This is a genomic window from Streptomyces sp. NBC_01304, from assembly GCF_035975855.1.
Classification (GTDB): Bacteria; Actinomycetota; Actinomycetes; order Streptomycetales; family Streptomycetaceae; genus Streptomyces.
In genome coordinates this window covers 8,254,492-8,267,673 of record NZ_CP109055.1, presented here as the reverse complement: position 1 = coordinate 8,267,673, position 13,182 = coordinate 8,254,492, and the positions used below count along the sequence as shown (strand labels likewise).

At 70.3% G+C, this 13,182-nt stretch carries 13 protein-coding genes; 8 read left to right on the top strand and 5 right to left on the bottom strand.

Annotated elements, in window-relative coordinates; translation table 11 throughout:
• Positions 1-14 precede the first annotated feature (14 nt).
• Positions 15-884: a formate/nitrite transporter family protein gene (locus OG430_RS36730; protein ID WP_327359385.1), complete on the bottom strand. Its 870-nt coding sequence runs from the start codon at positions 882-884 to the stop codon at positions 15-17.
• Between the two features lie 121 nt (positions 885-1,005).
• On the opposite strand from OG430_RS36730, the gene OG430_RS36725 reads away from it, so the two are divergent.
• From OG430_RS36725 to OG430_RS36715, 3 genes are read left to right on the top strand one after another with little or no spacing between them, the layout of a single operon-like run.
• On the top strand, positions 1,006-1,929 hold the full coding sequence (locus tag OG430_RS36725; protein WP_327356970.1) for an ABC transporter ATP-binding protein: 924 nt from the start codon (positions 1,006-1,008) through the stop codon (positions 1,927-1,929).
• A complete protein-coding gene (locus OG430_RS36720; protein WP_327356969.1) occupies positions 1,926-2,693 on the top strand; it encodes an ABC transporter permease in 768 nt (255 codons plus the stop codon). Before OG430_RS36725 ends, OG430_RS36720 begins: the two co-directional genes overlap by 4 nt.
• A 54-nt stretch (positions 2,694-2,747) precedes the next feature.
• Positions 2,748-3,752 (top strand): COX15/CtaA family protein, encoded by a 1,005-nt coding sequence (locus OG430_RS36715; RefSeq protein WP_327356968.1) that lies wholly within the window; start codon positions 2,748-2,750, stop codon positions 3,750-3,752.
• 99 nt (positions 3,753-3,851) lie between these two features.
• Here OG430_RS36715 and OG430_RS36710 read toward each other — a convergent pair whose 3' ends face one another.
• Positions 3,852-4,667, bottom strand: a complete 816-nt coding sequence (locus OG430_RS36710) for an alpha/beta fold hydrolase (protein WP_327356967.1) — start codon at positions 4,665-4,667, stop codon at positions 3,852-3,854.
• 147 nt (positions 4,668-4,814) lie between these two features.
• Here OG430_RS36710 and OG430_RS36705 point away from each other — a divergent pair, with 147 nt between their 5' ends.
• Entirely contained in the window at positions 4,815-5,306 is a 492-nt protein-coding gene (locus OG430_RS36705; RefSeq protein WP_442816622.1) for a MarR family transcriptional regulator, read from the top strand.
• Between the two features lie 106 nt (positions 5,307-5,412).
• Here OG430_RS36705 and OG430_RS36700 read toward each other — a convergent pair whose 3' ends face one another.
• Both OG430_RS36700 and OG430_RS36695 read right to left on the bottom strand, forming a co-directional pair.
• The gene (locus OG430_RS36700) at positions 5,413-6,504 is read right to left on the bottom strand and encodes an amidohydrolase family protein (RefSeq protein ID WP_327356965.1); all 1,092 of its coding nucleotides are present in this window, start codon (positions 6,502-6,504) and stop codon (positions 5,413-5,415) included.
• 88 nt (positions 6,505-6,592) lie between these two features.
• Positions 6,593-6,961 (bottom strand): hypothetical protein, encoded by a 369-nt coding sequence (locus OG430_RS36695; RefSeq protein WP_327356964.1) that lies wholly within the window; start codon positions 6,959-6,961, stop codon positions 6,593-6,595.
• A 122-nt stretch (positions 6,962-7,083) separates the two neighbouring features.
• Between OG430_RS36695 and OG430_RS36690 the strand changes: the two genes are divergently transcribed.
• Both OG430_RS36690 and OG430_RS36685 read left to right on the top strand, forming a co-directional pair.
• A complete protein-coding gene (locus OG430_RS36690; protein WP_327356963.1) occupies positions 7,084-8,136 on the top strand; it encodes a D-2-hydroxyacid dehydrogenase in 1,053 nt (350 codons plus the stop codon).
• 36 nt (positions 8,137-8,172) lie between these two features.
• Positions 8,173-8,496 carry a hypothetical protein gene (locus OG430_RS36685; protein ID WP_327356962.1) on the top strand — a complete coding sequence of 108 codons (324 nt, stop codon included), beginning with the start codon at positions 8,173-8,175 and terminating at the stop codon, positions 8,494-8,496.
• A 128-nt stretch (positions 8,497-8,624) separates the two neighbouring features.
• Here the strand turns inward: OG430_RS36685 and OG430_RS36680 are convergent, their stop codons facing one another.
• Positions 8,625-9,572: a heme o synthase gene (locus OG430_RS36680; RefSeq protein ID WP_327356961.1), complete on the bottom strand. Its 948-nt coding sequence runs from the start codon at positions 9,570-9,572 to the stop codon at positions 8,625-8,627.
• Positions 9,573-9,937: 365 nt separating this feature from the next.
• On the opposite strand from OG430_RS36680, the gene tkt reads away from it, so the two are divergent.
• Both tkt and tal read left to right on the top strand, forming a co-directional pair.
• A complete protein-coding gene (gene tkt / locus OG430_RS36675) occupies positions 9,938-12,016 on the top strand; it encodes a transketolase (protein WP_327356960.1) in 2,079 nt (692 codons plus the stop codon).
• Between the two features lie 44 nt (positions 12,017-12,060).
• A complete protein-coding gene (gene tal, locus OG430_RS36670; protein ID WP_327356959.1) occupies positions 12,061-13,179 on the top strand; it encodes a transaldolase in 1,119 nt (372 codons plus the stop codon).
• Positions 13,180-13,182: the final 3 nt, after the last annotated feature.

Genomic DNA, 13,182 nt, shown 5'->3' with positions numbered 1-13,182 from the left:
CAGGGCCTCGCAGGTCAGCGGTGGTGCGAACCCACCAGCTCGCGCTCGGGGGCGATCTCCGCGGTCTCGGCAACCGGCTCGATGACCGGCTCGCCCTTGGCCAGGGCGTCCCGGCGGCGGAAGTCGGAGCGCTTGGCCCCGGTGGTGAACCAGTACACGGCGCCGACCAGGAGACCGCCGCCGACGATGTTGCCGGTAATGGTGAAGGCAAGGTTGTGGAAGAGCTCGCCGAAGGTGGCGCTGCCCTCGAAGATGCCCATGCTGAACAGGGCCATGTTCGCGACGCAGTGCTCGAACCCGGCGGCCACGAAGACGAACACCGGCATCCACAGGACCATCGTCTTGGCGCCGTCGCCCTGGGCCCGCGTGAACATCCAGATGCCCAGGCAGACAAGGAAGTTGCAGAGCACCGCGCGCCAGAAGAGCTGGCCCCCGTCGAGTGCCACCTTGGCGTCGAGCAGTTCGTGCAGCATCGCGGCGGCGGGCTTGGCGGACAGGACGCCGGAGGCGTGCACCATGCCGCCGAAGGCGAGGGCGCCGAGCAGGTTGCCGGTGAGGGAGAGCACCCAGGAGGCGACGAGGTCCTTGACACCGGTCCGCCCGGACAGGGCGCCGACGAGCATCACCATCACATTGCTGGTGAACAGCTGGGCCCCGGCGAACATCACCATCGTGATCGCGAGCGGGAAGGCCAGGCCCTCCACCAGCTTCGCGGCCCCGCTGTGACTCGCGACCAGCGGCGAGGCGGCGGTGAGGAGCAGCACCTCACCCACGCCGATGAAGGCACCGGCCATCATGGCGGAGACGAGGTAGCGCGGCGGCTTCCTCAGCTCGTGTGCCTTGTGCACCGCCTGCAGAGTCGTCTCGTCGAGGTTCTTCTCCATGCTGATCACCCTTCAACGTTAGGCTCGCGAAGGACCGGTATCTGCCGGTAAATGTCAGCAATTTCCAGGCCCCCCGGACCCCTGTCCCCAGGACCTATGCCCCCTCTCTAGACTTCCCGCCATGCGTGATGAGCCCGTCGTCCAGGTACGCGGCCTGGTGAAGCGGTACCGATCAAAGACCGCGGTCGACGGCCTCGACCTGACTGCCCAAGCGGGCATCACCGCCGTCCTCGGCCCCAACGGCGCGGGCAAGACGACCACCGTCGAGACCTGCGAGGGCTACCGGAGGCCGGACGCCGGCACGGTCCGCGTCCTCGGCCTCGACCCCGTCGCCCAGGCCTCGGCCCTGCGCCCCCGGATCGGCGTGATGCTGCAGTCCGGCGGCGTCTACTCCGGCGCCCGCGCCGACGAAATGCTCCGCCACAAGGCCAAGCTGCACGCCCACCCGCTGGACGTGCCCGCCCTGATCGAGCGCCTCGGCCTCGGCAGCTGCGGCCGCACCACCTACCGCCGCCTGTCCGGCGGCCAGCAGCAGCGCCTCGCCCTCGCGATGGCGGTGGTCGGCCGCCCCGAGCTGGTCTTCCTGGACGAGCCGACCGCGGGCCTGGACCCGCAGGCCCGGCGGGCGACCTGGGATCTCGTACGCGACCTGCGCCGCGACGGCGTCTCGGTGATCCTCACCACGCACCACATGGACGAGGCCGAGGAACTCTCCGACGACGTGGCGATCATCGACGAGGGCAAGGTCGTCGCCCAGGGCAGCCCCGAGGCCCTGTGCCGCGGCGGTGCCGAGAACACCCTGCGCTTCGGCGGCCGCCCCGGCCTCGACATCGCCTCCCTGCTCAAGGCCCTGCCGACGGACACCGCGGCGGCCGAGCTCACCCCGGGCGCGTACCGCGTGACCGGAAAGATCGACCCCCAGCTCCTCGCCACGGTCACCTCCTGGTGCGCCCAGCACGGCGTGATGCCGGAGAAGATCTCGGTCGAGCGGCACACCCTCGAGGACGTCTTCCTGGAGCTGACCGGTAAGGAGCTGCGCGGATGAGCGCCGGCACGTATACGCCCGAGCCCGGTGCGGCTCCCGTGGGACGCATGATCGCGGCGCAGACCGCGCTCGAGACGAAGATGCTGCTGCGCAACGGCGAACAGCTGCTGCTCACCGTGGTGATCCCCTCCCTCCTCCTGGTCCTGTTCTCGACGGTCGACATCATCGACACGGGCTCCGGAAAGGCCGTCGACTTCCTGACGCCCGGCGTCCTCGCGCTCGCCGTGATGTCCACGGCCTTCACCGGCCAGGCCATCGCGACCGGCTTCGAGCGCCGCTACGGCGTCCTGAAACTCCTCGGCAGCTCGCCGCTCCCGCGCTGGGCCCTGCTCACCGCCAAGACCCTGTCCGTGCTGGTCACGGAGGTGCTGCAGGTCGCCCTGCTGACGGCGATCGCGTTCGGGCTCGGCTGGTCGCCCGAGGGAAACCCGCTCGCCGTGCTGCTGCTCCTGGTGCTCGGTACCGCCGCCTTCTCCGGGCTGGGTCTGCTGATGGCCGGGACGCTGAAGGCGGAGGCGACGCTGGCCGCCGCGAACCTGGTCTTCCTGCTCCTGCTCGTGGGCGGCGGGGTCATCGTGCCGCTGGACAAGTTCCCGGACGCGGCACAGTCGGTGCTCGGGCTGCTGCCCATCTCTGCGCTCTCGGACGGGCTGCGCGACGTCCTGCAGCACGGGGCTTCCCTGCCGTGGGGGAACCTCGGGATCCTGGCCGTCTGGTCCGTCCTCGGACTCGGTGCCGCCGCCCGATTTTTCCGCTGGGAGTGATCTCGGCGCGATTTGGCCACCCCTCGTGAACGGATGCACAAGCCTCCTCCTAGGATGGCCCCCGTGCCCCACGTGACCCGAGCCGAACTGGCCCAAGCCGCGCGCAATCCGCTGGCCTTCATCGCCGAGCGCTGGACCCCGGCGCCCCGGACGGTCCGCCGAGCGGTCCTCGCCTCACTGCTGATGAACATCGCCATCGTGGTGACCGGCGGCGCGGTCCGCCTGACCGGGTCCGGCCTCGGCTGCCCGACCTGGCCCAAGTGCACGAGCGACTCGCTCACCACGACCTCCGAGATGGGCTTCCACGGCTACATCGAGTTCGGCAACCGCCTGCTGACGTACGTCCTGTGTGCGGCCGTCGGCTGGGCGATCATCGCGGTGCGCTCCGAGAAGCCGTACCGGCGCAGCCTGACCCGGCTCGGCTGGCTGCAGTTCTGGCTCGTCATGGGCAACTCGATCCTCGGCGGCATCGTCGTCCTGGTCGGCCTCAACCCCTACACGGTGGCCGCGCACTTCCTGCTCTCCACGTCCCTGATCACGGTCGCCACGATCATGTTCACGCGGCTGCGCGAGGGCGATGCCGAGCCGCGTCCGCTGGTCGGCAAGGCCGTGCAGCAGCTGGTGTGGTTCCTCACGGTGGCGGCCGGGCTCCTGGTCGCGGTGGGCACCGTCGTCACGGGTGCGGGCCCGCACGCCGGCGACTCGAGCGAGGTCAAGCGCATCCCCCTGAACTGGGAGGACGTCACCAAGCTGCACGCCGTCCTGGCCTGGATCGTGGTGTCCCTGACCTTCGCCCTGTGGTTCGTCCTCAAGGCCGTCGACGCACCGGTCGGGCCGCTGCACCGCACCCGCGCACTGTTCCTGATCCTGCTCGCCCAGGGCGGGATCGGTTACGTCCAGTACTTCACCGAGCTGCCCGAAGTCCTGGTGGGCGCCCACATGTTGGGCTCGTGCATCATGTGGGTCGCGGTGATCCGGGTCCTGCTCTCGCTGCGCGAGCGGCCGCTGGAAGCGGTGGAGGTCCCCGCCCAGGCGGACCCGGCACTGACCAAGGTCTGACCGACCGGTCACCGCCCCGCCCACCCGGCGTCATCCGTCCGCCCCGCTCACACCCCATCGGCAGCCACCCCACGCACCTCGCGTCAGCCGCCGCCCGGCTCACACCGCGTCCAGCACGGCGAGCAAGTGGGCGGCGTACGCCCGTGGATGCGTCAAATTGCCGTTGTGCCCGCCCGGGAACTCCACGGCCGGCACGCCGAGCAGCTCCGCCAGGCCACGTCCGCACTGCCCCACGAACACCGACGGCGCGGTGGTGCGACCGTTCGCGGGCACGATGCGCACCGGTGCACGGCGCACCGCGTCGAGGTCCAGGTCGTCGTCGATGACCCCGGTGAAGTCCTCCCTGATGAAGAAGTCGAAGTTCGCGACGCGGGTCGGCGTGAACGGTATCGGCGTCAGGTCCGGCTCCACGTCCTGGTGCGTGGGGTCGATGGCGAGGGTCCGGGCTATCTCTGGAAGGGCCGCACTCAGACCGCCCTCGCGGTACACCTGCTGCAGCTGGGCGAGCTGCTCTTTGTGCTCCGCCTCCCGGCCGGCGGGCAGCAGCTTCGGCACGATCGGGTCGTGCGCCACGAGGGTGCCCAACTGCTCGGGGTGTGTGGCCGCGAGGTGCAGCCCGATCGCGCCGCCCATGCTGCACCCGAGCATTGCCACGGGCTCATCGGTGAGCGCGGCCAGGAGCCGGTGCACGTCGTCGGCGTGCGCCGCCATCGTCACGCCCCGGGCCGGGTCGTCAATGGTGCTGCGGGACAGGCCGCGGCGGTCGTAGGTCACCACGGTGTACCGGTCGGTGAGCCGGTCGACCAGATCCGAGCTGCGCTCCGCGCCACCCTCGCCGCTCTGCGAGATGAGCAGCGTCGGGCCGCATCCGCGGACTTCGTAGTAGAGCTTGGCGCCATCGGTGGTGAGGAACATCGGGACTCCCAGCGTTGGTCGACCGGGCGACGCCCGCACGGCGTCTCCTCGCACCCCATAAGTTAGTGCATCTTTTTCGATACATCAAGAGTGATGCATCATTCTTGATGTATCACTCTTGATGGAGCCCCTTGTAGCATGAGGCCCATGAGCTCATCGATGACCGGCGTCGAGCTGTTCCTCCTCGGCCGCACCCTGATGAAGATCGGCGAAGAGGCCCTGCCCCAGCCCGAAGTCGGAGCGGCAGCCGGAAGCGGAGCCGACGGGCAGCACAAGGGCGGCACCCGAGCCGTCATGATCGTCCTCAGTGACGTGCTCACCCACCCGGACACCTCGGTCAGCGCCATCGCGTCCCGCACCGGTCTCCCCCAGAGCCAGGTGTCCGGCGCCGTGGCCCGCCTGAAGGAGGCGGGTTCCATCGAGACGGCGCCCGACCCCTCCGACGGCAGACGGCAGTTGATCCGCCAGGCCGCCGCGGTCTCCAAGCGCGTGGCCGAAGTCCGCTCCAGCCGCATCGAGGAGGCCCTCGCCACCGCGCTCGGCACCCATGACGCGGACCGGCTGCGCGAGGTGTCCGATGCGCTGGACGTACTGTCCCGGCACCTCACCCCCGAGGCGATCAGCCGCCTCCGCGTATAACCCCGGCGGCACACTCTCCCGGGCGCTCGGCACACCCCCGCCGGGCAACCCCATCGCCCGGCACCCCACCGCCCTGCACACCCCCACCACGCACCCCGCCGCGCCCTCAACCGTCCCCGTCCAGCCCGTACACCCGCCGAGCGTTCCCCGCCCCGATCAACTCGGCCACCCGATCCGCATCCCCCCGCGACCAGGCGCCCTCGGCCACCCATCCCCCGAGCACCCGCCCCATCGCCTCGAGGAACAGCCGGGCCCCCACCACATGCAGCTCGGGCAGTCCGTGCGCCCCGCTGGAGAACAGCAGCTTGCCGAACGGCGCGAGCTCCAGGATCTCCGCGAGTACGGCGGCCGCCCGCGCCCCGCTGCGCACGAGCGCCGGCCCCAGGTCCGCGTAGACGTGCGGGAAGACGGCCGCGAGCTGGGCCGCCTGCCGGTGGTACGGATAGCCGTGCAGCAGCACCACATCGGTGCCGAGCCCCGCCGTCGCCCGCGCGAATTCGGTCGCGTACGCCCCCGGATCCGTGGCCCCCGAGTGCAGCTGCAGCGGCAGCCCGCTGGCCACCGCGATCCACAGCAGATGGCGCAGGAGCACCGGATCGGTGAGCACGCCGCCCACCTGCCGCCCCGCCAGCCACCGGGCCGCGGCGCCCCGCACCTCGCCGGCGCCGGGCGGCTCCGGGGCGAGCGCGTCGCCGTGCCGTACGCCCGCCACGGACGAGAAGGCGACCGCGCCCGCTGCCGCTCCGTGCACGGATTCGGCGAGGTTGGCGAGGAACGACTCGACGGTGCCGGAGGTGTCGGCGACCTGCTCCGCCAGTAATTCCAGGCGGACGATCTCATGCGCCTCGGCGGCGCCCGCGGCGGCCAGTTCGAGCGGCGGGGTCAGATCGCCGGGCAGGCCGGTGTCGACGAGGTACGTCTCGATGCCGGAGCCACGAAGGAGCCGCCGTCCCGACTCGATGACGCCGAGCTCCCGGCGTCGCGCCAGATAGCGGGCCGGCGGGCAGTGCGGCTCCAGACCGAGCAGGGGCGGACACCAGCGGCGTACCGCGAAACCCGTCTGGGTGTCGAAGAAGGTGGTGCCGGGGGCGGGCGGTCCCTCGCCCCGGCCCAGATGGGCCTCGAACGTGCCGAGGCCCAGTTCCGTGCGGAGCACGCCGTGGCAGTACTGATCCACCAGGGTCGGCGTTTCGATCATCCGGGCTCCCGTGCGTGGACCGTGCAGGGCGTTCGCCCCACGGTGCAACGAGTTGACCCGGCCTCAGGTGTTGCTCACGCCCCTGACCTCAGGTGTTGCGCGGCCCACCGACCTGGATGCCCGCCATGCGCGACCACTCGTACGGGCCGGTGCGCACCTTCGATGCGAACTCCCCGTCGAAGTCCTCGTGCACAGTGAGGCCGGCCTGCTCGACGGCGCTGCGCGCGATCGCGTCGGTCCGCGCCACCAGGTTGCCCCACTCGCCGTCCTCGCCGACGAGGGCGATGCGGGTGCCGCGCTCCCCGATGTACGCGAGCTGCGCCTCGGCCCCGCCGTGCTTGCCCGCGAAGGCACCGATCTGCTTGGCCAGCTTGGCGGCCTGGCGCTGCGCGCGCGGCTCCACGGAAGCGGACGGAGTGTCTTCGGCCTGGGTGGTCTCAGCCTTGGTGTCTGCCATGAACAGGATGCTACCGACGGGTAGATCATTCGGCGACGCCCGGGGTGCGTGGTCTGGGCCACGGTGCCGGAGCCGTTCCCCCTTCCACCTCCCCGTGATAGGACCTGCCTCGGGGAGGCGCCATGGACGAGTTGGTGGTCGGGATCTGCTATCCGCCCAAGTGGGATGTGCGGCCGGCCGAGGCGGTGGCGGCCGATCTCGCGGCGGTCCGGGCGCTGGACCCGCGGGTACGTCTCGTCGACTGCCGCTACGTCGAGTCGGACACGCTCCGCGCCGCCCGGGGCACTCCCCCGCTCCACGACGACCTGCGCTCCCTCGCCCCCGAACTCACCGCCGAACAGCGCGCCCTGTTCGCCGAGGCCAAGGTGGTCCTGACCGCCGATCTGCCCTTCGACGTGCGGGGCCTCGCGCCACGGCTCCGCTGGGTGCAGGGGATCGGGGCGGGCATCGGGCATCTCCTGACGGCCGGTCTGGAGGGCGTACGGCTGACCACCGCGGCCGGCATCAACGGCGCCTCGGTCGCCGAGTTCGCGCTGGCCCGCCTGCTGGAGCACGCCAAGCGGCTGCGCGAGATGGACGAGGTGCAGCGCGCGCGGGACGCCAGGCGGCCGTTCGGCGAGCAGTTGGCGGGGCGGACGCTGGGCGTGATCGGTCTGGGCCACATCGGGTCACGGCTCGCGCGGTTCGGGAAGGCCCTGGACATGGGGGTCGTGGCGATGCGCCGCGATCCGTCGCTGCCCCGTCCTTCGTACGTCGACGAGGTCTTCGCCCGCGACCGGCTGAAGGACTTCCTGGGCGCCTGCGACGCGGTGCTCGCGGCCGCGCCCGAGACCCCTCAGACGGCGAACCTGATGGACGCCGACGCCTTCGCGGCGATGCGGCCGGGCGCGTTCTTCTGCAATGTGGGCCGCGGCTCGCTGGTCGACGAGGACGCCCTGATCGAGGCGCTGCGCGGCGGGCGGCTCGCGGGGGCGGCGCTCGATGTAACCCGGGTCGAGCCGCTGCCGGCCGACAGCCCGCTCTTCGAGGCCCCGAACCTGTGCCTGTCACCCCATGTGGCGACCGCGGCGGGCGAGCACTTCACGGGGGTCTTCACGCTGTTCCGGGACAACCTGTCCCGCTATCTGGACGGACGGCCCCTGGTCAACGAGGTGGATCCGGGGCGCGGCTACTGAAGGCGTCCGACCGCCATCCGACGGAGGGAAGCAGGCATGAGCGAGCCGGAGCGGGTCCTCGGCGGCGTGGGCACCAAGGTGCTCTTCGAGAACGACCGGGTCCGGGTGTGGGAGCTGCGTCTCGCACCGGGCGAACGCAGCGACGTACACCGCCATGAGCTGGATTACGTACTGATCCAGATCGCGGGAGACCGGGTCGCCGTACAGCCGGAGCCCGACACGGAGGGGCCGTACAAGGACTGTCTGGCGGCCGACATCGAGCCGGGCATGGTGGTGCCGATCGATCGCGGAGGCATCGAAACCGCGATCAATGTGGGGGCAAAGCCCTACCACGAGATCATCGTCGAGTTGAAGGACTGAGGGCCAACAACCAGCCCCTCCGGCGTTTGAGGAGCGGGGGCCCGGGGGCAGCGCCCCCGCGACGACACGTGGGATGACCCACGCGCATCAGCCGGGCTGAAGCACTGACCCGCCGCGCCCCGCAGGACTCAGCGCAGGAACGGGTCCACTGCGATCGCCACGAACAGCAGCGACACATACGTGATCGACCAGTGGAAGAGCCGCATCTCCTTGAGCTTGCCGCCCGTCACGCCCGACTTGGCGCGGGACTGCAGGCTGTGCGCCTCCCAGAGCCAGAAGCCGCCGGTCAGCAGGGCCACCGCGGTGTAGAACCAGCCGGTGTAGCCGAGCGGGGTGAGGAGCAGCGAGACGCCGACCATGACCCAGCTGTAGATGACGATCTGCCGGGCCACGACCTTGTTGGAGGCGACGACCGGGAGCATCGGGACGCCGACACGCGCGTAGTCGTCCTTCACCTTCATGGACAGCGGCCAGTAGTGCGGCGGCGTCCAGAAGAAGATGACCAGGAAGAGGATGACGGCGGCCCACGACATGGAGTTGGTGACCGCGGACCAGCCGATGAGGACCGGCATGCAGCCGGCGATGCCGCCCCAGACGATGTTCTGCGCGGTGCGGCGCTTCAGGATCATCGTGTAGACGACCACGTAGAAGAGCAGCGCGCCGAGCGACAGCCAGGCGGACAGCCAGTTGACCACCAGGCCGAAGAAGACCGTGGAGATCACACCGAGCGAGATGCCGAAGACCAGGCATTCGCGGGGCGAGACCATGCCGGTGACCAGCGGCCGCTGCGAGGTGCGGTCCATCAGGGCGTCGATGTCGCGGTCGATGTACATGTTGAGCGCGTTGGCACCGCCGGCCGACAGGTAGCCGCCGAAGCAGGTCGCGAGGACCAGCCACAGGTTGGGCACGCCTTGTTCGGCGAGGAACATCACCGGAACGGTCGTGATGAGCAGCAGCTCGATGATCCGCGGCTTCGTGAGCGCCACGAACGCCATGACACGGGCCCCGAACGGCCGGTGGCCTGAGCTGGTCCCGAGCACACCCGCAGGACGGGATTCAACGGCCGTCACGCACACCCCTGACAGAGACTCCCAGCAAGCCTCCAGGTGTGAACACCGGGTAAAGGCTCGCGCGTACCACGCCACTGTAGAGGTTGCCCATACCTCGTCCTTCGCGGGGGTGGGTCGTGTTGTCCGTGGCGTCCTGAGCGGGGGCCGACACGGGTGAGCGCACCTCCCTGAGCAGGGGTCGGCACGGGTGAGCGCGCCCTCCGGAGGCGAACTTCGGCAAGTCCCTGCAGTCTGGAATGAGTCGAATAGGTGCACGCCATTCCAGCGGTAGGCTCGACAACGCCCGGTGGGCGCACCGCTTGCAAAGACGCAGCGCACGGACAGCACCGGATTCGACATGTGCAGCATGTGGAGAGGAGCCCTGACCCAGGGTGAGCACCAACGCAGACCTCCAGTGGACCGACCTTGACCAGCGGGCCGTGGACACCGGCCGCGTTCTGGCCGCGGACGCCGTACAGAAGGTCGGCAACGGCCATCCCGGTACGGCGATGAGCCTGTCCCCGGCCGCGTACACCCTCTTCCAGAAGGTGATGCGCCACGACCCCGCCGACCCCGAGTGGGTGGGCCGGGACCGCTTCGTCCTGTCCGCCGGACACTCGTCCCTCACGCTGTACGTGCAGCTGTACCTGGCCGGGTTCGGCCTGGAGCTGGACGACCTGAAGGCGTTCCGCACCTGGGGTTCGAAGACCCCCGGTCACCCGGAGTACGGCCACACCGCGGGCGTCGAGACGACCACCGGTCCGCTGGGCCAGGGTGTCGCCAACGCCGTGGGCATGGCGATGGCCGCCCGGTACGAGCGCGGTCTGTTCGACCCGGCCGCAGCCGCCGGCGAGAGCCCCTTCGACCACTTCGTGTACGCGATCGCCGGTGACGGCTGCCTCCAGGAGGGCATCTCCGCCGAGGCGTCCTCCCTCGCGGGCCACCAGAAGCTCGGCAACCTGGTCCTGCTGTGGGACGACAACCACATCTCGATCGAGGGCGACACCGAGACCGCGGTCTCCGAGGACACGGCTCTGCGGTACGAGGCGTACGGCTGGCACGTCCAGCGCGTCGCCGCGAAGCCGGACGGCGACCTGGACCCCGAGGCGCTGTTCAACGCGATCGAGGCCGCCAAGGCCGTGACGGACAAGCCGTCCTTCATCGCGATGCGCTCGATCATCGCCTGGCCCGCGCCGAACGCGCAGAACACCGAGGCCGCGCACGGCTCGGCGCTCGGCGACGACGAGGTGGCCGCCACCAAGCGCGTCCTGGGCTTCGACCCGGAGAAGTCCTTCGAGGTGTCGGACGAGGTCATCGGCCACACCCGCAAGGCTCTTGAGCGCGGCGCCCAGGCCAAGGCCGAGTGGGACAAGAGCTTCCAGGAATGGCGCACCGCCAACCCGGAGCGTGCCGCGGAGTTCGACCGGATCAACGCGGGCGAGCTGCCGGCCGGCTGGGAGGCGAAGCTCCCCGAGTTCGAGACCGGCAAGGGCGTCGCCACGCGTGCCGCCTCCGGCAAGATCCTGCAGGCGCTCGGCGCGGTGATCCCCGAGCTGTGGGGCGGCTCCGCCGACCTCGCGGGCTCGAACAACACCACGATCGACAAGACGAGTTCGTTCCTCCCGGCGGGCAACCCGCTGCCGGAGGCCGACCCGTACGGCCGCACGATCCACTTCGGCATCCGCGAGCACGCCATGGCCGCGGCCATGAACGGCATCGCGCTGCACGGCCACACGCGTATCTACGGCGGCACCTTCCTGGTGTTCTCCGACTACATGCGCAACGCCGTGCGCCTGTCGGCACTGATGCACCTGCCGGTGACGTACGTCTGGACGCACGACTCCATCGGTCTCGGCGAGGACGGCCCGACCCACCAGCCGGTCGAGCACATCGCCGCGCTGCGCGCCATCCCCGGCCTCAACCTGGTCCGCCCGGCCGACGCCAACGAGACGGCGATCGCCTGGCGCGAGATCCTGCGCCGCGGCAAGCGCGAGTACCCGGTCAGCGCCCCGCACGGCCTGGCGCTGACCCGCCAGGGTGTGCCGACGTACGAGCGCAACGAGGATGCCGCCAAGGGCGGTTACGTCCTGTTCGACGCCGAGGGCGGCAACGCCCAGGTCGTCCTCATCGGCACCGGCTCCGAGGTCCAGCTCGCCGTCGAGGCGCGCGAGCAGCTGCAGGCCGCGGGCGTCCCGACCCGGGTCGTCTCGATGCCGTGCGTCGAGTGGTTCGAGGCGCAGGACCAGGCCTACCGGGACAGCGTGCTGCCCCCGTCGGTGAAGGCTCGAGTCGCCGTCGAGGCCGGGATCGGTCTGACCTGGCACCGTTTCGTCGGCGACGCCGGCCGCATCGTCTCGCTGGAGCACTTCGGTGCTTCGGCGGACGGCAAGGTCCTCTTCCAGGAGTTCGGCCTGACCGCCGACGCGGTCACGGCCGCCGCCAAGGAATCTCTCGAAGCCGCTCAGCGCTGACGCCCGTAGACGCTCATTCACGCAACGTAGGAGATGCAATTTCCATGACAGACGCACTCAAGCGCCTCTCCGAGGAAGGCGTCGCGATCTGGCTGGACGACCTGTCGCGCAAGCGGATCACGTCCGGCAATCTGGCCGAGCTCATCGACCAGAGCCACGTCGTGGGCGTCACGACCAACCCGTCGATTTTCCAGAAGGCGATCTCGTCGGGCGACGGTTACGAGCAGCAGCTCGCCGACCTCGCCGCCCGCAAGGTCACCGTCGAGGAAGCCATCCGCATGATCACCACGGCGGACGTACGGGACGCGGCGGACATTCTGCGTCCGCTGTACGACGCCACCGGTGGCCAGGACGGCCGGGTCTCCATCGAGGTCGACCCGCGCCTGGCGCACAACACGGCGGCTACCGTCGCCGAGGCCAAGCAGCTGGCGTGGCTGGTGGACCGGCCGAACACGCTCATCAAGATCCCGGCGACCAAGGCGGGCCTGCCCGCGATCACCGAGACCATCGGCAAGGGCATCAGCGTCAACGTCACGCTGATCTTCTCGCTGGAGCGCTACCGCGAGGTCATGGACGCCTACCTGGCGGGCCTGGAGAAGGCGAAGGCCGCGGGCCTCGACCTCTCGCAGATCCACTCGGTGGCGTCGTTCTTCGTGTCCCGCGTGGACACCGAGATCGACAAGCGGCTCGACGGCATCGGCACGGACGAGGCCAAGTCCCTCAAGGGCAAGGCCGCGCTCGCCAACGCCCGTCTCGCGTTCGAGGCGTACGAGGAGGTCTTCGCCACGGACCGCTGGGCGGCCCTCGACAAGGCGCAGGCCAACAAGCAGCGTCCGCTGTGGGCTTCGACCGGCGTCAAGGACCCGGCGTACAAGGACACCCTGTACGTCGACGACCTCGTCGCACCCAACACGGTGAACACCATGCCGGAGGCGACCCTGGACGCCACCGCCGACCACGGGCAGATCACCGGCAACACCATCGCCGGCACGTACGAGCAGTCGCGCGCCGAGATCGCCGCCGTGGAGAAGCTCGGCATCTCGTACGACGACGTGGTGCAGCTGCTCGAGGACGAGGGCGTCGAGAAGTTCGAGGCGTCCTGGAACGACCTGCTCAAGTCCACGGAGGCGGAGCTCAAGCGCCTCACCCCTTCGGAGGCCTGACCA

Coding starts and splice junctions, on each gene's coding strand:
- OG430_RS36730 (WP_327359385.1), bottom strand. CDS start 884: ATGGAGAAGAACCTCGACGAGACGACTCTGCAGGCGGTGCACAAGGCA.
- OG430_RS36725 (WP_327356970.1), top strand. CDS start 1,006: ATGCGTGATGAGCCCGTCGTCCAGGTACGCGGCCTGGTGAAGCGGTAC.
- OG430_RS36720 (WP_327356969.1), top strand. CDS start 1,926: ATGAGCGCCGGCACGTATACGCCCGAGCCCGGTGCGGCTCCCGTGGGA.
- OG430_RS36715 (WP_327356968.1), top strand. CDS start 2,748: ATGGCCCCCGTGCCCCACGTGACCCGAGCCGAACTGGCCCAAGCCGCG.
- OG430_RS36710 (WP_327356967.1), bottom strand. CDS start 4,667: ATGTTCCTCACCACCGATGGCGCCAAGCTCTACTACGAAGTCCGCGGA.
- OG430_RS36705 (WP_442816622.1), top strand. CDS start 4,815: ATGAGCTCATCGATGACCGGCGTCGAGCTGTTCCTCCTCGGCCGCACC.
- OG430_RS36700 (WP_327356965.1), bottom strand. CDS start 6,504: ATGATCGAAACGCCGACCCTGGTGGATCAGTACTGCCACGGCGTGCTC.
- OG430_RS36695 (WP_327356964.1), bottom strand. CDS start 6,961: ATGGCAGACACCAAGGCTGAGACCACCCAGGCCGAAGACACTCCGTCC.
- OG430_RS36690 (WP_327356963.1), top strand. CDS start 7,084: ATGGACGAGTTGGTGGTCGGGATCTGCTATCCGCCCAAGTGGGATGTG.
- OG430_RS36685 (WP_327356962.1), top strand. CDS start 8,173: ATGAGCGAGCCGGAGCGGGTCCTCGGCGGCGTGGGCACCAAGGTGCTC.
- tal (WP_327356959.1), top strand. CDS start 12,061: ATGACAGACGCACTCAAGCGCCTCTCCGAGGAAGGCGTCGCGATCTGG.